At 45.7% G+C, this 25,171-nt stretch carries 25 protein-coding genes; 11 read left to right on the top strand and 14 right to left on the bottom strand.

The window, feature by feature from the left end; genetic code table 11:
• The first annotated feature begins 28 nt into the window (after positions 1-28).
• A complete protein-coding gene (locus tag JQC93_RS08825; RefSeq protein ID WP_205158095.1) occupies positions 29-1,624 on the top strand; it encodes a cation:proton antiporter family protein in 1,596 nt (531 codons plus the stop codon).
• A gap of 253 nt (positions 1,625-1,877) precedes the next feature.
• Entirely contained in the window at positions 1,878-3,542 is a 1,665-nt protein-coding gene (asnB, locus tag JQC93_RS08820) for an asparagine synthase B (RefSeq protein WP_205158094.1), read from the top strand.
• A gap of 246 nt (positions 3,543-3,788) precedes the next feature.
• Here the strand turns inward: asnB and rfaH are convergent, their stop codons facing one another.
• The 4 genes from rfaH to htpG all read right to left on the bottom strand — a co-directional run bounded on the left by rfaH (position 3,789) and on the right by htpG (position 8,091).
• On the bottom strand, positions 3,789-4,283 hold the full coding sequence (gene rfaH, locus JQC93_RS08815) for a transcription/translation regulatory transformer protein RfaH (RefSeq protein WP_205158093.1): 495 nt from the start codon (positions 4,281-4,283) through the stop codon (positions 3,789-3,791).
• Positions 4,280-5,251 (bottom strand): ferrochelatase, encoded by a 972-nt coding sequence (gene hemH, locus JQC93_RS08810; protein WP_205158092.1) that lies wholly within the window; start codon positions 5,249-5,251, stop codon positions 4,280-4,282. Before hemH ends, rfaH begins: the two co-directional genes overlap by 4 nt.
• A gap of 125 nt (positions 5,252-5,376) precedes the next feature.
• Positions 5,377-6,021 (bottom strand): adenylate kinase, encoded by a 645-nt coding sequence (gene adk / locus JQC93_RS08805; protein ID WP_084886248.1) that lies wholly within the window; start codon positions 6,019-6,021, stop codon positions 5,377-5,379.
• A 168-nt stretch (positions 6,022-6,189) separates the two neighbouring features.
• Positions 6,190-8,091, bottom strand: coding sequence for a molecular chaperone HtpG (htpG, locus tag JQC93_RS08800; RefSeq protein WP_205158091.1), 1,902 nt, complete (start codon positions 8,089-8,091; stop codon positions 6,190-6,192).
• A 256-nt stretch (positions 8,092-8,347) separates the two neighbouring features.
• On the opposite strand from htpG, the gene JQC93_RS08795 reads away from it, so the two are divergent.
• A complete protein-coding gene (locus JQC93_RS08795) occupies positions 8,348-9,169 on the top strand; it encodes a winged helix-turn-helix domain-containing protein (RefSeq protein WP_205158090.1) in 822 nt (273 codons plus the stop codon).
• An 11-nt stretch (positions 9,170-9,180) separates the two neighbouring features.
• Positions 9,181-9,696 (top strand): regulatory protein ToxS, encoded by a 516-nt coding sequence (locus JQC93_RS08790; RefSeq protein ID WP_205158089.1) that lies wholly within the window; start codon positions 9,181-9,183, stop codon positions 9,694-9,696.
• Between the two features lie 71 nt (positions 9,697-9,767).
• Here JQC93_RS08790 and yfcE read toward each other — a convergent pair whose 3' ends face one another.
• The 7 genes from yfcE to JQC93_RS08755 form a co-directional block, all read right to left on the bottom strand.
• Complete coding sequence (gene yfcE, locus JQC93_RS08785) at positions 9,768-10,316, bottom strand: phosphodiesterase (RefSeq protein ID WP_205158088.1); 549 nt, start codon at positions 10,314-10,316, stop codon at positions 9,768-9,770.
• A gap of 114 nt (positions 10,317-10,430) precedes the next feature.
• Positions 10,431-10,712, bottom strand: coding sequence for a hypothetical protein (locus tag JQC93_RS08780; RefSeq protein ID WP_205158087.1), 282 nt, complete (start codon positions 10,710-10,712; stop codon positions 10,431-10,433).
• Positions 10,709-10,990, bottom strand: a complete 282-nt coding sequence (locus JQC93_RS08775) for a hypothetical protein (RefSeq protein WP_205158086.1) — start codon at positions 10,988-10,990, stop codon at positions 10,709-10,711. The genes JQC93_RS08780 and JQC93_RS08775 overlap by 4 nt, the downstream gene beginning before the upstream one ends.
• Before the next feature lie 158 nt (positions 10,991-11,148).
• Positions 11,149-11,553 (bottom strand): CBS domain-containing protein, encoded by a 405-nt coding sequence (locus JQC93_RS08770; protein WP_205158085.1) that lies wholly within the window; start codon positions 11,551-11,553, stop codon positions 11,149-11,151.
• Positions 11,550-11,900, bottom strand: a complete 351-nt coding sequence (locus JQC93_RS08765; protein WP_205158084.1) for a P-II family nitrogen regulator — start codon at positions 11,898-11,900, stop codon at positions 11,550-11,552. Before JQC93_RS08765 ends, JQC93_RS08770 begins: the two co-directional genes overlap by 4 nt.
• Positions 11,897-12,682 carry a DUF1538 domain-containing protein gene (locus JQC93_RS08760; RefSeq protein ID WP_205158083.1) on the bottom strand — a complete coding sequence of 262 codons (786 nt, stop codon included), beginning with the start codon at positions 12,680-12,682 and terminating at the stop codon, positions 11,897-11,899. Before JQC93_RS08760 ends, JQC93_RS08765 begins: the two co-directional genes overlap by 4 nt.
• Complete coding sequence (locus JQC93_RS08755; protein ID WP_205158082.1) at positions 12,679-13,416, bottom strand: DUF1538 domain-containing protein; 738 nt, start codon at positions 13,414-13,416, stop codon at positions 12,679-12,681. The genes JQC93_RS08760 and JQC93_RS08755 overlap by 4 nt, the downstream gene beginning before the upstream one ends.
• A 241-nt stretch (positions 13,417-13,657) precedes the next feature.
• Here JQC93_RS08755 and JQC93_RS08750 point away from each other — a divergent pair, with 241 nt between their 5' ends.
• The 4 genes from JQC93_RS08750 (at position 13,658) to JQC93_RS08735 (ending at position 17,310) form a co-directional block, all read left to right on the top strand.
• Positions 13,658-14,575, top strand: a complete 918-nt coding sequence (locus JQC93_RS08750) for a TIGR01777 family oxidoreductase (RefSeq protein WP_205158081.1) — start codon at positions 13,658-13,660, stop codon at positions 14,573-14,575.
• A gap of 358 nt (positions 14,576-14,933) precedes the next feature.
• A complete protein-coding gene (locus JQC93_RS08745) occupies positions 14,934-15,788 on the top strand; it encodes a co-chaperone YbbN (RefSeq protein WP_205158080.1) in 855 nt (284 codons plus the stop codon).
• Between the two features lie 124 nt (positions 15,789-15,912).
• Complete coding sequence (locus JQC93_RS08740) at positions 15,913-16,833, top strand: SPFH domain-containing protein (RefSeq protein ID WP_205158079.1); 921 nt, start codon at positions 15,913-15,915, stop codon at positions 16,831-16,833.
• A 24-nt stretch (positions 16,834-16,857) separates the two neighbouring features.
• Positions 16,858-17,310, top strand: coding sequence for an NfeD family protein (locus JQC93_RS08735; protein ID WP_205158078.1), 453 nt, complete (start codon positions 16,858-16,860; stop codon positions 17,308-17,310).
• A gap of 252 nt (positions 17,311-17,562) precedes the next feature.
• Here the strand turns inward: JQC93_RS08735 and JQC93_RS08730 are convergent, their stop codons facing one another.
• On the bottom strand, positions 17,563-18,453 hold the full coding sequence (locus JQC93_RS08730; protein ID WP_205158077.1) for a LysR family transcriptional regulator: 891 nt from the start codon (positions 18,451-18,453) through the stop codon (positions 17,563-17,565).
• Positions 18,454-18,595: 142 nt separating this feature from the next.
• Between JQC93_RS08730 and JQC93_RS08725 the strand changes: the two genes are divergently transcribed.
• Entirely contained in the window at positions 18,596-19,708 is a 1,113-nt protein-coding gene (locus JQC93_RS08725) for an NAD(P)/FAD-dependent oxidoreductase (protein WP_205158076.1), read from the top strand.
• Between the two features lie 118 nt (positions 19,709-19,826).
• Here JQC93_RS08725 and ligA read toward each other — a convergent pair whose 3' ends face one another.
• Both ligA and zipA read right to left on the bottom strand, forming a co-directional pair.
• Positions 19,827-21,851 carry an NAD-dependent DNA ligase LigA gene (gene ligA / locus JQC93_RS08720; protein ID WP_205158075.1) on the bottom strand — a complete coding sequence of 675 codons (2,025 nt, stop codon included), beginning with the start codon at positions 21,849-21,851 and terminating at the stop codon, positions 19,827-19,829.
• A gap of 66 nt (positions 21,852-21,917) precedes the next feature.
• The gene (gene zipA / locus JQC93_RS08715; protein WP_205158074.1) at positions 21,918-22,853 is read right to left on the bottom strand and encodes a cell division protein ZipA; all 936 of its coding nucleotides are present in this window, start codon (positions 22,851-22,853) and stop codon (positions 21,918-21,920) included.
• A 185-nt stretch (positions 22,854-23,038) separates the two neighbouring features.
• On the opposite strand from zipA, the gene cysZ reads away from it, so the two are divergent.
• Together cysZ and cysK are read left to right on the top strand one after the other, a co-directional pair.
• Entirely contained in the window at positions 23,039-23,776 is a 738-nt protein-coding gene (gene cysZ / locus JQC93_RS08710) for a sulfate transporter CysZ (protein ID WP_205158073.1), read from the top strand.
• Between the two features lie 132 nt (positions 23,777-23,908).
• Positions 23,909-24,877 (top strand): cysteine synthase A, encoded by a 969-nt coding sequence (cysK, locus tag JQC93_RS08705; RefSeq protein ID WP_205158072.1) that lies wholly within the window; start codon positions 23,909-23,911, stop codon positions 24,875-24,877.
• Positions 24,878-25,171 lie beyond the last annotated feature (294 nt).

The following is a 25,171-nucleotide window of genomic DNA, read 5'->3' as shown; positions in this document are numbered from 1 at the left end:
GCCTCTCACATAAGAAATACGGCCTAAAATGGAATTACTGTTTGTCACCTTCGCGTTTATCTCTGGACTGGTTGCTCAGAAATTAAAACTTCCACCCTTGGTGGGCTTTCTAGCCGCGGGATTTATTCTTAGTATCAATGGCTTTGAAAGTAACGAATTGTTGGTGACGCTCGCAGACCTAGGGGTGACCCTGCTGCTGTTTACCATTGGTCTAAAGCTCAATGTTCGCACCTTAACAAGAAAAGAAATCTGGCTAGGTTCAACCCTCCATAACCTTGCCTCCACGTTAGTGTTTGTTTTAGCCCTCGGTGTCTTCAAGCTCTTGGGTATCTCCTCTCTCGCAACGCTAGATCTTAATCAGCTAATTCTGCTTGGTTTTGCACTCTCCTTTTCCAGTACCGTATTTGCGATTAAAGCGTTACAAGATAACGGTGAAATGAACGCGACCTACGGCACCATGGCGATTGGTATCTTGATCATGCAAGATATTTTTGCGGTGGTATTTCTCACGGCATCGACCGGAAAGTTCCCTGAGTGGTACGCCATATTCCTATTTGCGCTGCCTTTTGTCCGCCCAATACTGTATCGCTTGCTCGACTCAGTAGGTCACGGAGAAATGTTGGTATTGTTTGGTATGGTAGCAGCATTGGTTTTCGGTGCTGCGCTGTTTGAACTGGTGGGCATGAAAGGCGATTTAGGTGCATTGGTAATGGGTATGCTGCTGGCGGGACACAGTAAGGCATCGGAGCTATCTAAAACACTGTTTAACCTTAAAGAGTTGTTCCTTGTCTGCTTTTTCCTCAACATTGGTTTGTCGGAACAGCCAACCTCGACAGGGTTTATGCTGGCCATTGTATTCATGTTGCTGTTGCCACTTAAAGGCATTTTATACTTCCTCATTATCAACGGATTTAAGTTCCGTGCTCGAACCTCTTTTTTAGCCTCGCTGACGCTATTTAACTACTCTGAGTTTGGTCTGATTGTCGGCGGTTTGGCCTACAAAATGGGTTGGATGTCTGGTGAAATTTTAGTGGGCTTAGCAATAGCAGTTGCGCTATCGTTTGTCGTCTCAGCACCGCTCAACCGATTTGGCCACGCGCTCTATCGCCGCAGTTCCAAATGGCTTAGAGAGCATGCAGAAGACAAACTGCATCATCAAGACCGTCCCATTCGACCTGGTAGCGCTCAAGTACTTATTTTAGGTATGGGCCGAGTCGGTACTGGGGCCTATGATGAACTGACTAGCCGTCATGGTCCGATCTGCATGGGCGTAGAAATGCGCGAAGAGACCGCAGACCATCACCAGCGCCACAACAGAAACGTGATCACTGGCGATGCGACCGACTCCGATTTTTGGGAGCGTATCCTCGACACCGGTAAAGTACAAATGGTGTTACTCGCGATGCCGCATAACAAAGGTAACCAAATAGCGCTCGATCAACTTCGCAGCCGCAACTATCAAGGTAAAATCGCGGCAATAGCCGAATATCAAGATCAGGTAGATGGATTTATAGAGCAAGGTGTTGACGCGGCATTTGATATTTATCGCGAAGCTGGTAGTGGTTTTGCCAAACACGTCTGCGAGCAGCTCACCCCCCATTTTGAGCCGCCACAACAGCCATAGTCACGATGCAGAACTAACAAAAAATTAGGCACCATAGCATTACTGTTATTGGTGCCTTTTTATTATATGATGCTTTTTTCGCCATCTTTTAACGGATCATCAGTATTTCGGCTTTTGATTAGATATTTTCTAATCATGTCCCGATTGATTGATGTTTTTTATTGATTGGGGTTGTTTTTTTTAATCAAAATGGCAAATTACCCCTAACAGACAAGATAATAATTAATTTTTTAAACAAGGATGAAGTTGCCCTATGTGTTCAGTATTTGGGATTTTGGATATTAAGAGTGACGCAGCTGTATTGCGTCCCGTGGCACTAGAAATGTCGAAGACTCTTCGACATCGTGGTCCTGACTGGTCAGGGATCTATTCATCAGAGCGTGCCATTTTAGCGCACGAGCGTTTAGCCATCGTAGGCTTGAACAGTGGTGCTCAACCTCTATATAGCCCTGATAAGAAGCTTATTCTTGCGGTGAACGGTGAAATCTACAACCACAAAGAAATCCGTGCACGTTACGAAGACAAGTACGATTTTCAGACCGATTCTGACTGTGAAGTCATTCTAGCCCTGTATCAAGACATGGGTGAAGCGCTGCTTGAAGAGCTCAACGGTATTTTTGCGTTTATTCTTTACGATGAAGAAAAAGACAAATACTTGGTTGGTCGTGACCACATCGGAATTATTCCGCTGTATCAAGGTTACGACGAACACGGTAACTACTACGTCGCGTCAGAGATGAAAGCGCTGGTTCCGGTAGTTAAAACTGTCAGCGAATTCCCTCCAGGTAGTCATTATGGTTCAGACGACGCAGAGCCAGTTCGCTATTACACTCGCGACTGGAACGAGTATGCTGCTGTTCAAGGCAACACCACCAGCAAAGAAGAACTGACTCAAGCACTAGAAGATGCCGTTAAACGTCAGTTAATGACCGATGTTCCTTACGGGGTTTTGCTATCTGGTGGACTTGATTCGTCTATCACATCAGCAGTGGCTAAAAAGTTTGCCGCAATGCGTATCGAAGACGATGAAAAGTCAGCGGCATGGTGGCCACAGCTTCACTCCTTTGCCATCGGCCTAGAAGGTGCACCAGATCTAAAAGCGGCCCGTGAAGTTGCCGAACAGATTGGCACCGTGCACCACGAAATGACCTACACCATTCAAGAAGGTCTAGACGCCATTCGTGATGTGATTTACCACATTGAAACCTACGATGTAACCACCATTCGCGCGTCTACACCCATGTTTCTATTGGGTCGTAAGATCAAAGCAATGGGCATCAAAATGGTATTGTCTGGAGAAGGTGCCGATGAAATTTTTGGCGGCTACCTATACTTCCATAAAGCGCCTAACGCACAAGAGTTCCACGAAGAAACAGTACGCAAACTATTGGCTCTAAACATGTTTGACTGTGCACGTGCTAACAAGTCTTTAGCAGCATGGGGCGTAGAAGGTCGCGTACCATTCTTAGACAAAGAGTTTATCGACGTTGCAATGCGTCTAAACCCTGAAGATAAGATGTGTGGTAACGGTAAGATGGAGAAACACATTTTACGTGAGTGTTTCGAACACTACCTACCAGAAGCTATTGCGTGGCGCCAAAAAGAGCAGTTCTCGGACGGTGTAGGCTATAGCTGGATTGATACGCTTAAAGAAGTTGCGGAACAAAAAGTAACTGACCAACAAATGGAAACAGCTCAATTTAGATTCCCATATAACACACCAGCCACCAAAGAAGGTTACGTATACCGTGAAATCTTTGAAGAACTATTCCCATTGGCGTCTGCCGCAGAATGTGTCCCTGGCGGCCCTTCTGTAGCCTGTTCGTCGGCTAAAGCCGTTGAGTGGGATGAGACGTTCAAAAACATGGTTGACCCTTCAGGTCGAGCCGTACAATCAGTACACAACGACTCTTACTAAGCGTATAAAAATGAAAAGGGCCAATTAATTTGGCCCTTTTTAATGCTTGTCGTTTTGATGCCCATGTTATACCAATCGAAGTAATTAACTGGTCAGAAAATTGCGACGGGAAAATCGCTGAGAACAAGGCAAAGATTGCCGTAGGCAGTTGTTCTACCTACAAAACCTTTAACGCCGTTATCAGTGATTTTAACAAGCAAGAATGATCAGGTAATTGCTTTGATTGGTATTAGCCTTGCGACAGAGTCAACGCTCTATGTCGCTATTTGGAACAGACAGCTTCACCGGTTTACTGATCAAATCCAGCATCAAATAGGAGCGTTTCTCGCCATCCGCTTCGTGATAAATCGCCTCTAATCCAGCAAATTGTCCTGTCGCTAAACGCACTTTATCCCCTTTTTGAGGCAAATCGCTTTCTACTTCATCGGCATGATTCTGCTCATAGTCGCGCATATCATCTATGATATCCCAAGCGACTTCCTTGGGCGTATTGCCAAAGGAAACAAATTTCGACACGCCACGAGTGGACTGTACTGTTGTAAAGCTAGGCCCTTGCTCAAAATCAAAATGAACAAACAGATACCCTGGGAACATCGGCTCGTCGAGCCGCTGCATTTTGCCCCGGACAATTTTTTCCACTTGCATCATGGGTTGATAACACCCTACACCTTGCCGTTCTAAGTGCGCCACCGCGCGCTTAATTTCTCCACGTTTGCAGTAGAGAAGATACCAACGTTTCATTGAACTTCCTCGACAGCCTCCTGCACCAGCTGGGCCATCATTTTTATATGTAATGTATTATCGTTAAGGCACGGAATGTATCTAAATTCGATACCGCCAGCTTCAACGAAAATATCTTTACACTCCTCGGATAATTCTTCAAGGGTTTCTAAGCAATCACTTGCAAAGGCTGGCGCCATTATATCGATGCGATTTTTCCCTTTTTGAGGTAATCCTTTTAATGTTTCATCGGTATAGGGCATTAACCAAGGCTCTCGTCCAAATCGAGACTGGTAACTCATCCCCATTTGGCTGTCATCGAGACCAAGGTGCTGTAACAGAGCATTGGTCGTAGATTCACAGTGCGTAGGATAAGGGTCTCCGTTATCGGCAAACCGCTGTGGGATACCATGATAGGAACACAATAAATAGTCCGATTGACCATGTTGCTGCCAGTGCTGCGTTACCGAGTCCGCGAGTGCCTCAATATAGGCTGCATGGTCATGGTAGTCTTGAACAACCGTCAAAGTTGGCAGTGAGCTTGAATCTAATCTTGCGATGGCATCTGTCACTGCCGAAGTGGTGGTGTGTGAAAACTGAGGATATAACGGTAGAACGATAACGTGTTCACAGCCTTGCTGCTTAAGGGACTGGAGGCCGCTTTCTATACTTGGTGTGCCGTAAGTCATTCCTACCTCAACCGGCAAAGAGAGCAGTGATGAGAGCGCTTTTGCTTGACGTTGTGTGTGCACCAGAAGCGGTGAGCCCTGCTCCATCCACACCGATTCGTACAACTTCGCCACTTTGGGGCTGCGTACAGGCAAAATCACGCCGTGTAAAATGGGGCACCACAACCAGCGCGTCATATCGACGACTCGTTTATCGTGAAGAAACTGACTGAGGTATTTCCTAACGGCCTTTGGTGTTGGCGCTTCCGGTGTGCCTAGATTAACGAGTAACACGCCGAGTTGCGTCGAGCTCTTGTCCATGTATTTGATTCCTGCAGAGACTGAATGACTGTTTGAGTTTGTACGCCAAGTACTTGAAAATAGATTAAAAAAAGGGCAGCGAATTTCGCTGCCCTTACTATATCAAATTTTCGCTGTCGGCTCGATTAGCCTAGTGCTTTTTCGATATCCGCACTTACGTCAGACACTTGCTTAGTACCGTCAAATTTTAGGTACTTAGTGTTGCCTGCTTCTGCTTCTTTACCGTAGTAAGAGATGAGAGGTGCAGTTTGATTGTGATATACGCCAAGACGAGCACGTACTGTCTCTTCTTTGTCGTCTTCACGGATCACTAGGTCTTCACCCGTTACATCGTCTTTACCTTCCACTTTTGGTGGGTTGTACACCAAGTGGTAAGTACGGCCAGACGCAATGTGCGCACGACGACCCGCCATACGCTCTACAATCACATCGTCTGCAACGTCAAATTCGATCACGTAATCTACTTCTACACCGAGCTCTTTAAGGCCGTCGGCTTGAGGAATAGTGCGCGGGAATCCGTCTAGCAAAAACCCTTTTTCGCAATCATCTTGAGCGATGCGCTCTTTGATCAGACCTAGAATGATTTCGTCAGAAACCAATTGGCCTGCATCAATGACAGCTTTGGCTTGCTTACCCATCTCGGTGCCGGCTTTGATTGCAGCACGAAGCATGTCACCAGTAGAGATTTGTGGGATGCCATACTTTTCCATAATGAATTGAGCTTGGGTACCTTTACCAGCACCAGGAGCACCTAAAAGAATGATGCGCATGATTATTCCTCTTGATTTTTAGTTATACCGAAGCTCTCTTCAACGCCCGAATGGCATGGAGAGATTCGGTATAAGTTTACAATGTTGTGGGAAACTACAAAGCCCAGAAGTCTATCATAAATTCTGGGCTTTGCGGGGCTATTAGACTAAAGATAGGTCCAATGCCTACTATTTCACCAGCAGTGAATTGATCGCTGTCACAAATGAGGTTGGATCTTCCATTGAACCGCGCTCAGCCAACATAGCTTGACCTAACAAAACTTCAACCCAACGACCAAATGCTTCTTCGTCGGCTTCATCGGCCATGCGTTGAACCATGTCATGCTCTGGGTTAATTTCAAGAATATAGTTAACCGAAGGCGCTTCTTGACCAGCCGCTTCTAGAAGCTTAGCCATCTGTGTGCCCATCTCGAAATCATCGGTAACTACAACCGCTGGAGTTGTCGCGAGCTTAAAGGTCGTACGTACTTCTTTGACGCGATCGCCAAGATAGGTTTTAGTGCGCTCGACTACAGATTTAAACTCTTCTTCGGTCTCTTTTTGCTTTTCTTTCTCAGCTTCATCTTCGAATTGGCTCAGATCGAGACCCGATTTGGTGATCGACTGGAACTGCTTACCGTCAAACTCTGTCAGGTAGTTCATCAACCACTCGTCAATGCGGTCATACATCAATACCACTTCAATACCTTTCGCTCTAAATTGCTCTAGGTGTGGGCTGTTCTTAGCCGCTGCGTAGCTGTCTGCGGTTAAGTAGTAAATTTTGTCTTGGCCTTCTTTCATACGCTCAACGTACTTCGCCAGCGACACAGTTTGATCCGCAGAATCAACCTCAGTTGAAGCAAAACGCATTAGACCAGCAACTTTCTCTTTGTTTGCCATGTCTTCTGCAGGTCCTTCTTTCATGACCAAACCAAATTCTTTCCAGAATGAGATGTACTTTTCTTCGTCATTTTTGGCCATACGCTCAAGCATGGTCAACACACGTTTTGTGCAGGCACTGCGAAGAGACTGAGTCACCTTATTGTCTTGCAGAATTTCACGTGAGACGTTTAGCGGCAAATCGTTAGAGTCAATTAAACCTTTAACAAAACGCAGGTATGAAGGCATAAACTGCTCAGCGTCGTCCATAATAAACACGCGTTGAACGTACAACTTCAAACCACTCTTGTGATCACGATTCATCATGTCCCAAGGCGCTTTCGAAGGAATGTAAAGCAGACTGGTGTAGTCATTTTTACCTTCTACACGGTTGTGGCTCCACACCAGCGGATCAGCAAAGTCGTGAGAAACATGCTTATAGAACTCTTGATACTCTTCTTCACTGATGTCCGATTTATTGCGAGTCCAAAGGGCTTGAGCTTTGTTGATCTGTTGCCATTCAGTTTCGTCGGTTTCGTTCCCTTCCTCATCACGCTTCTTGGTTAGGATAGACACTGGAATGCCGATGTGGTCAGAGTATTTGCTGATCACTTCACGCAAACGCCACTCTGCCAAAAACTCTTTGCCGTCTTCACGCATGTGCAGCACGATGTCAGTACCACGAGTTTCTTTTGAAATGTTTTCTATTGTGTACTCGCCTTCACCGCTCGAGTGCCATTGAACCGCTTGGTCCGCATCAAGGCCGGCGGCACGAGTACGAACGGTTACCGCGTCAGCAACGATAAATGCCGAATAAAAACCTACGCCAAACTGGCCAATCAGTTGTGAGTCTTTGCTCTCTTCGCTTGATAACTTTTGGAAGAAATCTGCGGTGCCCGACTTAGCGATTGTCCCAAGGTGCTCAATGACATCCTCGCGGCTCATACCAATACCATTATCAGAAATGGTTAGCGTGTTATTCGCTTCGTCAAAAGTAAGCTTAACGCCAAGATCAGCATCACCTGCATACAGTTCAGGGTTAGACAGCGCTTTAAAACGTAACTTATCCGATGCATCCGAAGCATTCGAAATTAACTCACGTAAAAAGATCTCTTTGTTCGAATACAAAGAGTGGATCATAAGATGAAGAAGCTGTTTTACTTCTGACTGGAAACCACGTGTTTCCTTAGCTTGAGATACAGTGTCGCTCATATTGACTCCATTAGTGTTACTCATATGTCGTAAGAAAGAATCGCCCTTCTAACGGCAATTAAACTCATTCTGTTGACGATGAAATATGGGTTCCCAAAACAAATTCAAGGTAAGAGGCGACAAAAAAGATGTATTTTTGACAAAAATTTATTATATTTACGCAGCTTATCTAATCTAAAAAAAGATAGCTCACGTTTTTAGAAGGATTAAAATGTGATTCCAAGGAGAGATTGACGCTAATAACGAAGAAGAGATAATGAGCAATATTGGCACTAAGTTTATACTTGCACAAACCTACACCTTCGATCCAAACAGCAATTCTCTGACTCCACTCGATAATGAAAACGAAATCATTCGACTTGGTAGTAATGAAAGCCGCATTCTTCTAATGCTTTCTGAGCGCCCTAATGAAGTGATCACTCGTGACGAGTTGCATGAGTTTGTCTGGCGCGATCAAGGTTTTCAAGTCGATGACTCTAGCTTGACCCAAGCTATTTCTACGTTAAGAAAACAATTAAACGACTCAACCAAATCCCCTCAATTTGTGAAAACTGTGCCAAAGCGCGGTTATCAATTGATCTCAAGTGTTGAGGCTAAAAGTACTGAAGATATCGCTGAGCCGGTTACGGCTGAATCTGCTGCAGCGACGCAAAACGCTCCAACAACAGAAACTCAAACTAATCAGAGCACTGCAAAAGCACCCTCTTTTTGGTCAAAAATGGATACTGCTACCAAAGTCATTTTGCTGGTTGCACTCCTGCTACCGTTTGGCGGATTGTTTACTCCCAACTCAACACCTTCACAGTTTAGAGAAGTAGTGGTAGTTGATTCAGTTCCAGTTAAGACAACCATGGGCCATCCAAGTTTGGATACCTGGATCCCGAGCATCGAACTCTGTGTTAGCGCTTACCTTGAGAGCTACACCAACAATGACCAAGATGCTGTAGAAGTGTATGCAACCGCAGGTCAAAATGGACAGCTATACCTTAGTTACATTCATCCACCAGAATTCACATCAGAAAACAGCACGGTTCGTCTGATTGCTGAACAGTCTGATTTGAAGAATATTTGTAATTAAAGGGCATACTCATGAATAAACGCGTAGCACTCATCATTCTATTTGTGTCGACGATCATTAGTAGCTGGATCTACTGGGGAAGTGACGTAAAGGTAGAACAAGTACTTACATCTCGTGAATGGCAGACCAACCTAATTACCCATATTCATGCGGACCTCACAGAGACCGAGCTTGGTCAATTGAGTAAAGTTAGCATCAACTCCAACGTCAAATACTTACCGACTGGGCAGTACTTGCGTGTATCGAGAATGGAGTTAATGAACGAGGAATCTGAACAACCGACCATCATCGAAATTTCAGAGTCGGGATTATGGCAACTGTCTGACAACTATTTATTGGTCAACCCACAGGACTTTAAAGATTCGTCCAGTGTTGATAATCGCCAGTTTACCGATAAACAATTATCACTGATTAAACAGATCTTTGTTACCGACGCTCAGCAAAGCCGACGTATAGATATCATCAGCGACAATGCAATTTTGTTGACCAGCCTAGGTCACGGCTCTCAAGTCCTGGTATCAAACTAGACCTTTACTGTCCGGCCAATCAACATCAAATCACTTTGCCCACTACGACCATTCGGTTGCAGTGGGCATTTTTAAATTGAGAGGGTGGCGATGATTTGTTGCGATTCGAGGGCTTTCACTTCAATGACACCGTCTTTCCATGTAGCGAAACTTGCTTCATGCCCACCTTTAGGGATGGTCACAGAACCTGGATTGACAACAATAATATCCCCTTCCCATTGGGCTTGAGGTAAATGCGTGTGGCCGTGCACCATAATATCGCCCTGTTTTAATACAGACGCTTTGTCTTTGTTGTATAAGTGCCCGTGAGTGAGGAACACTCGCTGCCCAGAAGGCAGTGGCATCCAGTTGAAATCATTCATGATTGGAAAATCAAGCAGCATTTGATCCACTTCGCTGTCACAGTTACCACGAACTGCGATGATGGAATCTTTATATTGGTTTAGCAGCTCGGCAACCTTTGTCGGGTTGTAAAAAGTAGGAACAGGGTTGCGTGGGCCATGGTTAATTAAATCACCCAATAATATCAGGTGATTGGCACCACTTTGTTCAAATCGCTCTAAGGTTAGTTGGGTGGCTCGCTCGCAGCCGTGAATGTCGGAGGCAATAAATAGATTCATGGAAAATCCCTTGTTACTTTGGGTTAATTCTACCATGTAAATCCTTAACGTAACCCACTCTGCTACAATCCGACACACAATTTTTAGCCTAATGATACTAGCAAAGGGCATAGGCTAGTGTGGGTGATTAGTTTCCTTTTTTTGCTGCTCACAATGCTGAACCTGCATTTCGATGATCTCGGCTTGCTGCTCTGCGTTTTCTGCATGAGCAGACGGTCCAGACCAATGCTGCCCTCTGGCTAAAGCACTGGTTAGTGCGACCATTCCGAGTACATTGGACTCGACTTGACTCTCTTCAACGCCTTGGTTGCTGCAGTCGTTATCTAAGTTAGGTTTCGTGGCTACGCATCCCATCAACACACTACACAGTGAAGCAAAAATAATGAGCTGTTTCATGCGCAGCTCTTAACAGATTCTTGGGCAATGCTTTCGAGTTGAGCCCGATTTCGATAAATCGCGGCCACAGACTCTAAGGCCTCTAGTTGAAGGCTAATTACTTGGTGGTTTTTAATCGTTAACCCAAGGTGCACCGAGTTAATTGCGCTGCGAACAGTCGCAATTTGAGTTTCTAACTGTTCTGCTTTTGATTGGTAATTATTGCTTGGTTTAACAATGCTTGTGGCTAGCAATTGCTCGATTGATAGCTCACCGCAATAATGAAAGGTGTTATGCATGGCGATATTCCTCGTAGCCCATTTTCAAAATGAGTGATTAGAATATCTCGCATCGTCTATCAACATAAATGATGACCTATCGACTTTGCCGATAGGTTTGTCTTAATTTTTAATAGTAGTCTGTATAAGCCAACAGGTTCGACTGACCAGTGGACGCGCTACCGAATATCAACCATTCCGTTGATCACGATGTTGTTATAACTCACCATTCCGATTATTTGGCCATTTTCAACCACCGGGGCGCGGCTGATCCCAAAACGTTCAAACAGTCTGGCACAGTATTTTACGTTCATTTCGGGGTCTACACTCAAAGCAGGTTTGGTCATGATCTCGTAGATATTAGTACGATGCGCTGAACGATTCTGGGCCAGCACCTTTTTGGCAATATCATTCATCAGAACTAAACCATATTCATCATCGGCATGGCGTTTATCTACCACCAGAGCTTTAACCACATGCTCCCTAGCCAAACGAATACCCTCATCAACCGTGACCAACCCATCTACAACCACATAGGTATTGGCCATCACATCTCTGACTCGTACCAATTTATGTCCGGTCATAGTTCATCCTCCACTACTTTGGTTAACGTTTCTACTTGGTGCGCAACACCCACCGCATCTTCAATATCGATTTGAATAGCGATGCCTTGCCCCGACTGGTGATCAAACTCACCCGCTTCACAGATCGTCTCCAATATGTGCCTGGCGAGGTGCTCTTCGACCATAAAGAGAATCACATCTTTCTGGACTTCCAGCGTCAGTCCAAAAAAAGTGGTTTTCTGGGTAACGCCTTCACCGCGAGCGTTATTGATGACAGTCGCGCCTGTTGCGCCAGCTTCTCTGGCAGCGGTGAGAACTGCATCTGATTTTGCGTCTTCGACAAAAGCGACAATCAATTTAAATCTCATGATTTAGCATCCTTGTGCTGTTGATTACGGGCATTGAGCCATTGGGTAATTTGCGCATAAGCCATCACCGAAATAATCGGGAACAGACTAGCAAACGCAATCAGTCCAAAGCCATCTATCATAGGGTTTCTTCCAGGAACGGTTGTAGACAACCCCAGACCCAGAGCTGTAACCAAGGGAACGGTTACTGTTGAGGTGGTAACACCGCCTGAATCGTAAGCAAGCGGTATGATAATTTTGGGGGCAAAGTAGGTTTGGATGACCACGAGGACATAGCCACCAATAATATAATAGTGAATCGGGTCACCCACCACGATTCGATAACAGCCTAAGGTGATGCCAACTGCGACCCCTAAGGCCACGGCAAAGCGCAATCCATTGACGCTAATACTTCCCGCTGACACTTGGTTTGCTTTGATGGCCACCGCAATGAGCGACGGCTCTGCAATGGTCGTACTGAGTCCAATGCAAAACGCAAATAGATAGACCCAGTAGTAGTCTTCCCAGTCTAAATGAACATCATCACCGAGCTTGAACTGTTGCAAAAAAGCGGGCTCTGTCAGTTGTAAAGCCATGGTTTCGCCCAATGGGAACAACGCCATTTCTAATCCCATTAAGAACAGCGCCAAACCCACAATCACATAGACAAAGCCTAAAATCACCTTGGATAAGTGGACCACGGGTTGCCTTAACACCGCCAATTGAAAGCCAAAAAGGATAGCAACAATGGGGAACACATCTAAAATGGTGGAATAAAGCGTGGTCAAAAAGGTCTGAATCATCCGGCCACCCACATTCCATACAGCATCACAAACATAATCGGCAGCAGAGAAGCAAACGCGATCAACCCAAATCCATCAATCATCGGGTTTCGCCCTTTGATTGACGAGGCCAGTCCGACCCCTAAAGCGGTCACCAATGGCACGGTAATGGTTGATGTTGTGACGCCACCTGAGTCATAGGCTACGCCAATGATGGACTGTGGCGCGAAAATCGTCAGCACAACGATGATCGCATATCCGCCGATAATGATGACGTGTATTGGCCATCCCTTAAGGATTCGGACTACCCCTAACACAATGGCGACCCCTACCGATAACGCGACCGAAAGCCTCAGACCAAGAGCGTACTCTTCCATACTGTCGAGGCCATTAATGATCATACCCCCTTCAGCTGCGACTTCCGCCGCCTCATCGGCTACAGCTGTGAGTGCAGGCTCGGCAATGGTGGTGCCAAACCCCAAGCAAAAGGCAAATAGGACCAACCAAAAGACGCTACCTTTTCGGGCAAAAGCTTGCGCCATGGATTCACCAATGGGGAATAGGCCCATTTCGAGGCCAAACACAAACAGCGTTAGGCCAAAGACGACTAAAACGAGTCCGGCAAGAATGGATTGAAAATTGGGAAGCGGTTGGTCAAGCACTAGGAATTGAAATACGGCAATCACTAAGATAATAGGCAGCAGGTCGCGCAAGCTCGCGAGCAAGGAGTGAAAAAGTGCTCGAAGTGGTTCCATCCAGACTCCTAAACTTTTATCAAAGGCAAGCGACGCTCACCCATAACCTTATTTTTAGTGTGCCTTAAACACGAGCACAATGGGACTCACCTTTAGTCGAATAGAGTAAAAAGTGTGAGCTGAAAAGTATTACATTTCACACTCTTAACATTCAGCTCTATCAAATTTAGTCGCTATACTGTGTGCTTGCAGTGCAATTACTATACTTAAAATAAACGGTAACACATTGAGGAGAAGCGACATGGTACTGTTAGTCACTGGTGGAACCGGCTTTATCGGCCGCGAACTACTTAAATCGATGCGAGCCAACAGTATTATTTTGCTCACGCGCGATCCAGAGCAGGCAAAAGAAACCTTAAAGCATATCGACCATGGCCAAATCGACTACATCACCAGTTTGGATACCCTGACCGATCTAAATCATGTCGATGCTGTGATCAATTTAGCCGGTGAACCCATTGCCAATAAGCGATGGACCCGCGCTCAGAAAGAACTGATATGCAATAGCCGTTGGAACGTCACTCAACACCTCGTTGATCTAATTGAGGCGAGTGATACGCCACCACACACACTCATTAGTGGCTCTGCGGTTGGCTTTTATGGTGACCAACAGCACCACTCCCTAGACGAATCCTTTAACCAAACCGACACGCTAAAAAATCAATTTTCCCACCAAGTATGTCAACGATGGGAAGAGATCGCACTCCAAGCCCGCACCGAACACACTCGCGTGTGTGTTATCCGCACCGGGGTGGTTTTAGGCAAAGATGGTGGTGCACTACCCAAAATGAGCTTGCCTTTTCAATTGGGAGTAGGAGGTAAAATAGGCAATGGGCAGCAGTATCTGCCGTGGATCCATCTTCACGATATGGTTCAAGGGATCGTGTTTTTACTCGAGACGCCAAGCGCTCATGGGGCGTTTAATTTTAATGCTCCCCATCCTGTAACTAATGCGGATTTCAGTCAAACTTTAGCCCGTCGCTTACGCCGTCCTAATCTGTTTTTTGTTCCTGCTTGGGCAATGAAAATCATTATGGGAGAATCGGCCGCACTTGTTTTAGACAGCTGCTGCTCTCGCCCAAAGAAATTAACCGAACTTGGTTTTAACTTTACCTATTCTCGCTTAGAGCCAGCATTAAAACAGATCTATTCGCTTTAACGCCTCACTCATTAGCCTCTAAGTACCTTGCGTCAAAAAAGTGCACTTTATTGCTAAATGTAATATTGGCGTCACATAGGGTTGGCATAATTCCCAGACTATACGGTTATTTAGAGTTATCACATGAGTTTAAACCAACTAAATTGGTTGGGTGTCTGTGTAACGCTGATGGTGTTAATCTTGTTATAAAGCTTGAGCACCGTCTGTGTACTCAGCTCCCTACCGCTACACTACTTTAGCAAGTCTTGAAGCCTTCTAGGCTAAATCCTTCACATGTCGCTTTTTTTAAGTTCAAGACTTGAAAATCTGCTATCTGACAAGATATTAGTAGCATCTCATACGCTGTTTAGGATCCAACATGCAATCGCCTTATATTACTGCCATTGACACCACCAATATTCAACAAGTCATTGAGATGTCAATGCAAACTCCGGTACTGATCCACTTTTGGGCTTCGATGAGTCAAGAGAGCGTAGAGCTGCTGACACCACTCAATCAGTTGGTAAACGAGTATCAAGGGGCATTCCACCTCGCCACCCTAGACTGTGAAAAAGAACAAGCGATCGCTGGGCAATTTGGTGTACAAGCACTGCCTACACTTGCGCTGTTTGTGAATGGCCAGCCCGTCGATGGAATGGGTGGACCTCAGCCTATCGAAGCCATTAAACAGATGTTAGCCAAACACCTTCCAAGTCAGGATGAGCTTGCGCTTAAAGAAGCTCTCACACTCATGACCTCGGGCGAGCACGCTAAAGCGTTGACCGTGATGCAGTCTTTGGATGCCGAGCTACAACAAAAAGGCGAAGTAAAATTAGCAATGACAGAATGCTTGATTGAGACTCAACAAATCGAACATGCAAAAGCGCTGCTAGACACTGTCCCAATGCAGTTCCACGACAATCACTATAAAGGTCTACAAGCTAAGCTCGAATTGTTCGAACAAGCTGCAAATAGCCCCGAGCTGCAAGCTCTGGAGCAGCAGCAACAAGCAACGCCTGATGATCTCGCTCTGTGTATTGAGCTTGCCGCGCAATATCATCAAGTGAATCGAAGTGAAGACGCACTTGAGCTACTTTGGCAAGTTTTAGTGAAAGATTTAGGTGCTCACGACGGCGAAATTAAAAAATCGTTCATGGACATTATGTCCGCGCTTGGGCAAGAGAGTAGCGTGGCGAAAGCGTATCGAAGAAAGCTGTATTCCATCCTATACTAAAGCGTAACCTTGCTCGCAAATCTCACAACTATAGGCTGATTTTCAGCCTATTTTCGTTTTTAAGATCAGAATGTTAGCGGACGTTTGGTATAGTAAGCTCAATTTAACTTAGCGAGGAAAAACCATGGGATTGGATGCACTCATTGCCATTGGCGTATTTATATTTGTGGTCGTAGCATTTTTAGCGGCCGGCATTAAAACGGTACCACAAGGGTACAACTGGACAGTGGAGCGTTTTGGACGTTATACACAAACTCTATACCCTGGCCTAAACTTGATCGTTCCTTTTATCGACAAGGTTGGTAATAAGATCAACATGATGGAACGTGTCTTAGACATTCCTGCACAAGAGGTCATCTCTAAAGACAACGCCAACGTCACTATTGATGCGGTCTGTTTTGTACAGGTCATCGATGCACCTAAAGCCGCGTACGAAGTCACTGAACTTGAGCACGCAATCCGCAACTTAACGCTCACTAACTTCCGTACCGTGTTAGGTTCAATGGAACTGGATGAAATGCTTAGCCAGCGCGATTCAATCAATACGCGTTTGCTCTCTATTGTAGACGAAGCGACCAACCCGTGGGGCGTTAAAGTAACCCGTATTGAGATCAAAGATGTTCAGCCACCCGCTGATCTGACCGCTGCGATGAACGCGCAGATGAAAGCTGAGCGTAACAAGCGTGCCGAAGTACTAGAAGCTGAAGGTATTCGTCAGGCCGAAATATTGAAAGCAGAAGGCCATAAGCAATCTGAAATTCTTCGTGCTGAAGGTGAGAAGCAGGCCGCTATTTTACAAGCTGAAGCCCGTGAAAGAGAAGCGGAAGCCGAAGCGAATGCGACTAAGATGGTTTCTGAAGCTATTGCGGCAGGTGATATGCAAGCGGTTAATTACTTCATCGCGCAAGGCTATACCGATGCACTTAAGAGCATTGGACAGGCGGAGAACGGCAAGATCATCATGTTACCGTTGGAAGCAACTGGCCTAATGGGCTCGGTTGCGGGCATCTCTGAGATGTTTCAGCAAAGCAAAACCGATAAGTAACCCAAAGAGTTGTAAGGAGCGCCTATGATCACGTTACTCGAACAGATGAACCATTGGCACTGGTTAGCCTTTGGCTTGCTGCTGCTTGCGGGAGAGTTACTAGGCACTGCAGGCTACTTTCTTTGGTTGGGATTGTCCGCACTATTAGTGGCGGCTATTCTTTTGGTTCTGCCCATAGGTTGGGAAATGCAGTGGGTCTGCTTTGCGGTATTTTCACTGGTCACGACGTGGCAATGGTGGCGTTACCAGCACAAAAAAGACACCCAGTCCGACGCAAAGCGTAGCCTTAACCAGAAAGAGAAACAGCTGATTGGCAAAACTACCCGTCTTACCGAGAACGTTCAACGCGGTCATTTTCGACTAAAGCTGGGCGATTCGACGTGGCGTGCAAGTTGTGACCAAGATTTGGAGCAAGGCACCTTGGTCAAAGTCACTGATGTCGACGGAATTACTCTGTTTGTGACCAAAGCAGAGTAATTCGTTCCAAATAAGTATGTTTGATAACTAACAAGTAATTGTAAGAGCCTCGGATGTTAACCCAACCCGAGGCTCTTTATTTTTGAGTTCAATCTATCCTTGGCAACATCTTTTGCCAATCGACGTAATTTACTGGTCAGAAAATTGCGCCGGAAAATCACTAAGAGCAAGGCAAAGATTGGCTTAGATAGTTGTTGTACTGCTAAATCCTTAACGCAGCTATTAACGATTTTAGCAAGCAAGAATGTAGGGTTAATTGCTTTGATTGGCATTATCATTTGTTGGCAGTAGCTGATCGTGATTGAGCAATTTTTCTAACAAAAAATCCCACAACGCCTTAATCTTTGCAGAGGTTCTCATCTCTTGGTGGGTGAGCAGCCACAATTCAGCCCCGAGCTCTTCAGGGAGTTTATAAATTTCACGCAGTGATGTCTCCATATTTGACGGGAGTAACCCCACCCCCATCCCAACTTCTGCAAACCCTCGCCCATTCTCCAACCCTCCACAAACAACGGTTTTGGTTACCTCTTTAAAGGTATCTGCATGCCATTTCCCTGCAGGGTTATTAAAGTGAGAATAACCAATCAACGGCAACCGCTTTATTTCTTCGATACTCATTAACCGGCCTTGGTACAACTCATCACTAACGTATAGCGACCAATTCGTTTTCCCAATGCATCGCCCAATAAGGTTATCAGGGACTTTGTGAGTCCCTCGAATGGCAATATCTGCTTCTCTTTTCTCGATGTCTAATTCAGCATTATCAAGCAACAACTCAAATCGAATTTGAGGGTAAAGTAGTTGAAACTCTTTTAATAAGCGGGGAAATAATGTGTTTGTTGCATGCACGGGGGCTGTCAATCTAATAACACCCGACAACTCTGTTTTGTCCCCAGAAACTATCCGCTCGATAGACTCCATGTTATCTGCAACGGTCTGTGCATGATGGATGATCTGTTTGCCGACATCGGTTAATTGATGCCCGTGCCGGTCACTGACAAACAACTGAGCACCCATGTTTTTTTCAAGCGCCTGCAAACGCCGCCAAACCGTCGTATGGTTCACACTTAACGCCTCTGCAGCCTGCTGCAGTGTTCCGTGCTCAGCGACCGCCAACACAATTCGAACATCACTCCAATTCACCCGCTACCTCCCATAATTCGCTCGGCTTCTAACTCGCATGCCAGACACTTGCAATATTGCAAAATATTTTTGCATTTTCGGCTATATATTTGCGAATAGGCAATATATACAATCAACATAAATCAAATCAGCGGGGATTACCATGAACAAAACGGACTACTTAATCATTGGTGGTGGGTTTGCCGGCGCAGCACTTGCGCAGCGTTTAGCTAAGCAAGGCATAGATACTCTACTTGTGGATCAAAAAGACTATTTTGAAGTCACTTATGCCACACTACGCAACGCCGCAGCGCCTGACTCTATGCCCGCTTCCCCTCGAAAACGATATAGTGATTTTTTAGACAGCGCGTTTAAACAGGCTTCTATAGACTCACTGGCACCAAACCATGCGGTTTTAGATACTGGTGAGACCATAGCATTTGAGCATGCGATCATCGCAACAGGAAGTCGCTACCCAAGCCTACCAATGGCAAAGAGCAATCAGGCACGGTCCAAGCAAGAGCGCGAACACGAGTTGCAAAGCATTCATAGTGAGTTAGCGGCAGCCAAAGATATTCTCATTCTTGGTGGTGGCATAGTGGGTGTCGAACTAGCAGGAGAAGTCGCCCATGCGCACCCGTCAGCCAACGTTACTCTGGCCCACAATAAAAGTGCCCTACTCGATACCATGAAGCCAAAAGCGCAACAACTGGCACATCAACAATTGACGGCCTTAGGCGTAACCATTGAAACCAACCGTAGCTATATCGCAGAAGATCAACATTATAGAGACACAGCGAGTGGTGACATTACAAAACCTGACTTAGTGCTGTCGGCCGTTGGAACACTCCCCAACAGTGAATTTATGCGCACTAACCTATCTACCGCACTCGATGACAGAGGCTATGTAAAAGTGAACGCGCATTTGCAAGTAGAAGGTTTTGAGCACATTTATGCCTTGGGAGATGTGGCTGACACCGGTAGCTTCAAACTTGGCTATATCGCAGGCATGCAAGCTGAGTTCTTAGCTAAAAATATCGTAGCCCAACGTAAAAACCGTTCGTTAAAGGCCTATAAGCCAATGACAAAACTAATGGCTCTCGTTCCTACGGGTCCTAAAACTGGCGTAGTGCAATTACCCTTTGCAGTCACAAAAGCAAAATGGCTGGTCAATATGAAACAGAAAGACCTATTTATTGCAAAAACCTACAATGGGCTAGAAACTAAACCAGACGCAATAGATAACAATGAGTTGAGCGAAGCGTTGCCGACTTAGTTACCTGCTATGTTCTAAAAAGAAAGGCGCCTCGTATGGTGCATGCAAAAAGGGCTGCAGAATATACTCGCAGCCCTTTTATTATTTCTATTCAGCCTAAATTCAGCCCTATGCTGAACTACACGTTAAATTGAGCCATCAAATCCACAAGTGCTTGCTCGTCTCTAACTTCCACATCTAAGTCCTGAGCCTTGGCGAGTTTTGAGCCAGCGTTAGCACCCGCAAATAGGATGTCGGTTTTCTTAGATACAGATCCCGTCACCTTCGCCCCAAGCGCTTGTAACGCTTCTTTCGCTTCACTGCGAGTAAGCTGAGTGAGGCTTCCGGTTAATACCACTACTTTTCCGTCAAGTGGCAGCTCTCCGGTTGCGCCGCGCTCTTCAATTGCTGGCCAATGAATACCGGCTGCAATCAACTCTTCAACCACTTGCTGATTTAACGGCTGAGCAAAGAAGTGAACAATGTGTTTTGCCACAATATCGCCCACATCCTGCACTTCGATAAGTTGCTCAGCAGAGGCGCTTTGAATCGCGTCCAAAGTGTAAAAGTGCTGAGCCAAATTGGCTGCGGTGGCTTCGCCCACTTCTCGGATCCCTAACGAATACAGAAATCGCGCTAAGGTGGTTTGCTTAGACGCATTAAGTGCGTCCACGACATTTTGTGCCGATTTAGGTCCCATGCGATCCAACATCGTTAGTAGCCCTGCCGATAAGCCAAATAGCTGCGCCGGGTTTTCGATGAGCTCTCTATCCACCAACTGTTCAACAACCTTGTCACCGAGTCCATCCACATCCAGCGCTTTTCGCGATACGAAGTGTTTTATCGCTTGCTTACGCTGCGCTTGGCATACCAAGCCACCAGTACAACGCGTTACAGCCTCACCTTCGAGTCGCTCTGCCGCAGAGCCACATACAGGGCAGTGCGTAGGGTACTCTATTGCTTTGGCACCGTCTGGACGTCTATCGACCACCACATTAGTGATTTGCGGAATAACATCACCGGCTCGGCGGATAATAACCGTATCACCAATCATCACACCGAGACGTTCAATTTCATCGGCGTTATGCAGTGTGGCATTACTTACCGTAACCCCACCGACAAATACTGGCTCGAGTTTGGCGACTGGCGTGATGGCACCCGTGCGGCCAACCTGAAACTCGACATCATTCAGTACCGTAATTTCTTCTTGTGCAGGAAACTTAAAGGCAATGGCCCAGCGAGGCGCGCGTGCCACAAACCCAAGTTGCTGCTGCAAGTCGATGTCGTCGACTTTAATCACCACGCCATCGATTTCGTAATCGAGGTTATCGCGCTGATCAAGAATCTGGCGATGATAGTCTAATACTGCCTTCATCGAGTCGACGCGTTGAGTCAATGGGCAGACTGGCATGCCCCATTTTTTGATCTGCATAAAGCGCTCGTAATGGCTGTCTGGCAGAGTCATCCCCTGCACAATGCCTACCGCGTACGCATAGAAGCTAAGCGGTCTAGAAGCGGTGATCTTGGAGTCCAACTGTCTCAGGCTGCCTGCCGCAGCGTTGCGCGGGTTAGCAAAGGCTTTCTCCCCTCTCGCAAGCGCCCGCTGATTCATCGCATCGAATCCCGCTTTAGGCATAAACACCTCGCCACGAATTTCTATACGCTCCGGAAAGTCATCTCCTTGTAACTTCAGGGGGACTGCAGCGATGGTTCGAACATTTTGGGTAATATTTTCGCCTGTCGCGCCGTCTCCGCGGGTTGCCGCTTGAACTAGAACGCCATTTTCATACAACAAACTTACCGCAAGACCATCGAGTTTTGGCTCGCAGCAAAATGCACCGACGTTAGCCACGGAGGCTCTATCGATAATACGCTTTTCAAAACTGAGTAAGTCGTCATCGCTAAAGGCATTATCCAATGACAGCATTGGCTGCTCATGTTGGACTTGAGTAAATTTGTCGAGCGCCGCTCCACCCACTCGTTGACTCGGCGAGTCAATGGTCACCAATTGAGGATTTTCGGCCTCTAGCGCAAGCAATTGCTGCATTAAGCGGTCATATTCGGCATCAGGGATCTCTGGCATGTCATCCACATAATACTTTTGCGCGTGATAATGAAGCTGCTCTGACAGCGTTTGGTGGGCGTTTTGTATTGATTCGCTCATGGTGTTCACTTTTATTCGCAGTTAAAAAAATGGCCCCAACTGGGACCACTTTAAAAGGGGGTTTGATTAGCTGGCTGTGCTTTGCTGTGCATCAAATTCTTGCACTTGTTTTCGATAGCGCTTGAGCCTATCCGGTGTGGTCATATTTCGCTGCTCATCCAACACGTTACCACCCAAATCATTGGCAATTTTTTGGGCTGTCGTCAGCATTATCTTGAAAGTTTGTTCCGCTTCACCATAACAAGGTAGCGTCATAAAGAAGGAAATACCTTTAGTCGTAAAGGTTGCAGGATCATCGTGCGCTAATGTTCCTGGCTGCATCATGTTCGCTACACTAAACAGCACAGGTCCAGTACCAGACATATCAACATGACGGTGGAAAATATCCATTTCGCCATAGCGCAATCCATTATTTTCCATGCTAGTGAATAGCTCAGTGCCCACAAATTGCTCATCACCAAGTGCATGAACATGCAACACAATAACCTGCATTTCTGGCTCTTTTTCTGGCTCTTCAGCCACCACAGGCTCTGATGCGTTATTCAACTCATCGCTTGGGCTGTCATCTTGGGTAAAGCTTGGTGACGCTGACGAAACAGTACGAGGTGCACTGATTTCGAAATCATCGTCAAAGGCATCTTTATCTATGGTGATCGATGGCAGTGGTTCGTCATTGTCATGATGAATGACTTCGTCAAATGTTTGCTCCATCGAATCATCGACAATAACCGCAGAATCGTGCTCATCATTGAGTAAAGGATCGGAAATTTTATGTTGGTCTAAACCAAATGATGGTTCTTTCTTACTTGGCTTAGTGACCAATTTAACATCTTCGTCATCAGGCAAAGGCACTTCGGGCTTTTTAGGCGTTTTGATTTTGCCAAGTGGCTTATCAGAAAACTTGGCCTTGCCTTCCTTTTTACTGGTCCAAATTCCATGTAATAGCAATGCACTTATAGCAAGTACACCGACAATGATTAATACAAATCGCAATTCCTGCATTCTGAACTCTCAACTGGTTTAGCGGTAAACACGGTTACCTTATCCAAAACTACTTTAGCAAACATTGTAACCTGTTTTGAATCATAATCTTCGGTAACACCCTTAAGTGGTGTGATTTTCTGCACGCTTTTCTTTAATGCTAAACCGTTTACAATAACATTTTTACTCAGAAACAAGGATTTACTATGTCACGTTCGGGTTTTGGCTATTTTTTATATGGCATGGAGCTCACGACCAAACCGGGTATTAGGCACTTTGTATTGCTGCCCCTATTGGCCAATATCGTGATAGTAGGTATAGCACTCTATCTGCTGTTTTCTAATTTAGGAACTTGGATAGATAACTGGCTAGCGTACTTGCCTCAGTGGCTCATGTGGCTTGAATATATTCTATGGCCATTATTAGTGATCACCATAATTGGGCTGTTTTCCTATTTCTTTAGCACACTGGCTAACTTCATCGCTGCCCCACTCAATGGCTTACTCGCCGAAAAGGTAGAAAATCACCTTACTGGACGGCAAGACAACTCTACCGTGCTTGATGTCATTAAAGATCTGCCACGGGTGTTTAAACGCGAATGGCAAAAATTATGGTACACCATCCCTAAAGCCATCGGTTTGTTTTTGCTCTTGATGATCCCAGCGCTTGGCCAAACAGTGGCTCCCGTTCTATGGTTTTTGTTCACTGCTTGGATGCTTGCGGTGCAATACTGTGACTATCCGTTCGACAACCATAAAGTACCTTTTGCGACCATGAGACAAGAGCTAAAGCAAAATCAGGGCAGCGCTTATAGTTTTGGGGTTTTAGTGAGTTTGTTTACGACTGTCCCACTACTGAACCTTGTGGTCATGCCAATAGCGGTATGCGGTGCGACGGCAATGTGGGTTGATAAGTATCAACACACCTCGGCATTGCCACGATAATCATGCGCTAACCTCATATCATATAACCTTTTATTACTTTGCCTTTTCGCTATTGAACGATATTCTGGCTCCATAGTGATTGGAGCCTATTCCTTCACCTCATAAAGCGATTTCCAGATAAAGGACTATACGATGAGCAAGATTTTCGAAGACAACACCCTAACTATTGGTAACTCACCTCTCGTTCGCCTAAACCGTGTTTCAAAAGGCAATGTACTGGCCAAAGTAGAAGCGCGTAACCCGAGCTTCAGCGTTAAAGACCGTATCGGTGCCAACATGATCTGGGAAGCAGAAAAAGCAGGCACACTTAAAGAAGGCATTGAAATTGTTGAGCCAACCAGTGGTAACACCGGTATTGCTCTTGCGTTTGTTGCTGCAGCACGTGGATACAAACTTACTCTAACTATGCCAGAGTCAATGAGTCTTGAACGTCGTAAGCTTCTAAAAGCACTGGGTGCAAACCTTGAGCTAACTGAAGCGGCGAAAGGTATGAAAGGCGCTATCGCCAAAGCAGAAGAAATTGTTGCCTCAGACCCAAGCAAATACTTGCTTCTCCAACAATTCAGCAACCCTGCTAACCCAGACATTCACGAAAAAACCACTGGTCCTGAAATTTGGGATGCGACCGACGGTGAAGTGGATGTTATCGTCGCCGGTGTTGGTACAGGTGGTACTATCACTGGGACAAGTCGTTACATCAAAGGCACTCAAGGCAAAGCAATCACATCTGTGGCTGTTGAACCTGCAGAGTCTCCAGTGATTGCCCAAGTGCTTGCAGGCGAAGAAGTAAAACCTGCTCCACACAAAATTCAAGGTATTGGTGCTGGCTTTATTCCAGAAAACTTGGATCTTGAGCTTCTTGACCGTGTTGAGTCTGTAACTTCTGATGAAGCGATCGAAATGGCGCGTCGTCTCATGGAAGAGGAAGGTATTCTTGCAGGTATCTCTTCGGGCGCGGCGGTTGTTGCGGCAAACCGAATTGCTGAACTACCTGAATTTGCTGGAAAAACTATTGTAACCGTACTGCCTAGCTCGGGTGAGCGTTACCTAAGTACTGCACTATTTGCGGGCATTTTTAGCGACAAAGAGAACCAACAGTAAGCACTCTGAAGTACGATTTAAATCAATTTTTTGGTCGAAAAAGCCCCTTTTGGGGCTTTTTTTATTGACCCAATATTACTGTTTGTTAATATCAGGATGTTTTATTTTTTGCTTCAAAATAAAAAACGAAGCAAGCAACCTCGCAAAAGGAGACACATAAGCTCCTGCGAAAAAACCACGATACAGGTTTGCATGAACATTCAATTGTTCAATTAAGGCGAAAAACTGGCAACGAACCAGATCCCTTATTAAGCTAACTGTCATCGAATACAACAAAACAATATAAATGGGGTA

The sequence above is a fragment of the Vibrio ulleungensis genome, assembly GCF_016900875.1.
Lineage (GTDB): Bacteria > Pseudomonadota > Gammaproteobacteria > Enterobacterales > Vibrionaceae > Vibrio > Vibrio ulleungensis.
This window is presented reverse-complemented; position numbering and strand designations above follow the sequence as displayed.

Excerpts from the sequence above, each read along its gene's own strand:
- JQC93_RS08825 (WP_205158095.1), top strand. The coding sequence starts at position 29 with ATGGAATTACTGTTTGTCACCTTCGCGTTTATCTCTGGACTGGTTGCT.
- asnB (WP_205158094.1), top strand. The coding sequence starts at position 1,878 with ATGTGTTCAGTATTTGGGATTTTGGATATTAAGAGTGACGCAGCTGTA.
- rfaH (WP_205158093.1), bottom strand. The coding sequence starts at position 4,283 with ATGAAACGTTGGTATCTTCTCTACTGCAAACGTGGAGAAATTAAGCGC.
- hemH (WP_205158092.1), bottom strand. The coding sequence starts at position 5,251 with ATGGACAAGAGCTCGACGCAACTCGGCGTGTTACTCGTTAATCTAGGC.
- adk (WP_084886248.1), bottom strand. The coding sequence starts at position 6,021 with ATGCGCATCATTCTTTTAGGTGCTCCTGGTGCTGGTAAAGGTACCCAA.
- htpG (WP_205158091.1), bottom strand. The coding sequence starts at position 8,091 with ATGAGCGACACTGTATCTCAAGCTAAGGAAACACGTGGTTTCCAGTCA.
- JQC93_RS08795 (WP_205158090.1), top strand. The coding sequence starts at position 8,348 with ATGAGCAATATTGGCACTAAGTTTATACTTGCACAAACCTACACCTTC.
- JQC93_RS08790 (WP_205158089.1), top strand. The coding sequence starts at position 9,181 with ATGAATAAACGCGTAGCACTCATCATTCTATTTGTGTCGACGATCATT.
- yfcE (WP_205158088.1), bottom strand. The coding sequence starts at position 10,316 with ATGAATCTATTTATTGCCTCCGACATTCACGGCTGCGAGCGAGCCACC.
- JQC93_RS08780 (WP_205158087.1), bottom strand. The coding sequence starts at position 10,712 with ATGAAACAGCTCATTATTTTTGCTTCACTGTGTAGTGTGTTGATGGGA.
- JQC93_RS08775 (WP_205158086.1), bottom strand. The coding sequence starts at position 10,990 with ATGCATAACACCTTTCATTATTGCGGTGAGCTATCAATCGAGCAATTG.
- JQC93_RS08770 (WP_205158085.1), bottom strand. The coding sequence starts at position 11,553 with ATGACCGGACATAAATTGGTACGAGTCAGAGATGTGATGGCCAATACC.
- JQC93_RS08765 (WP_205158084.1), bottom strand. The coding sequence starts at position 11,900 with ATGAGATTTAAATTGATTGTCGCTTTTGTCGAAGACGCAAAATCAGAT.
- JQC93_RS08760 (WP_205158083.1), bottom strand. The coding sequence starts at position 12,682 with ATGATTCAGACCTTTTTGACCACGCTTTATTCCACCATTTTAGATGTG.
- JQC93_RS08755 (WP_205158082.1), bottom strand. The coding sequence starts at position 13,416 with ATGGAACCACTTCGAGCACTTTTTCACTCCTTGCTCGCGAGCTTGCGC.
- JQC93_RS08750 (WP_205158081.1), top strand. The coding sequence starts at position 13,658 with ATGGTACTGTTAGTCACTGGTGGAACCGGCTTTATCGGCCGCGAACTA.
- JQC93_RS08745 (WP_205158080.1), top strand. The coding sequence starts at position 14,934 with ATGCAATCGCCTTATATTACTGCCATTGACACCACCAATATTCAACAA.
- JQC93_RS08740 (WP_205158079.1), top strand. The coding sequence starts at position 15,913 with ATGGGATTGGATGCACTCATTGCCATTGGCGTATTTATATTTGTGGTC.
- JQC93_RS08735 (WP_205158078.1), top strand. The coding sequence starts at position 16,858 with ATGATCACGTTACTCGAACAGATGAACCATTGGCACTGGTTAGCCTTT.
- JQC93_RS08725 (WP_205158076.1), top strand. The coding sequence starts at position 18,596 with ATGAACAAAACGGACTACTTAATCATTGGTGGTGGGTTTGCCGGCGCA.
- ligA (WP_205158075.1), bottom strand. The coding sequence starts at position 21,851 with ATGAGCGAATCAATACAAAACGCCCACCAAACGCTGTCAGAGCAGCTT.
- zipA (WP_205158074.1), bottom strand. The coding sequence starts at position 22,853 with ATGCAGGAATTGCGATTTGTATTAATCATTGTCGGTGTACTTGCTATA.
- cysZ (WP_205158073.1), top strand. The coding sequence starts at position 23,039 with ATGTCACGTTCGGGTTTTGGCTATTTTTTATATGGCATGGAGCTCACG.
- cysK (WP_205158072.1), top strand. The coding sequence starts at position 23,909 with ATGAGCAAGATTTTCGAAGACAACACCCTAACTATTGGTAACTCACCT.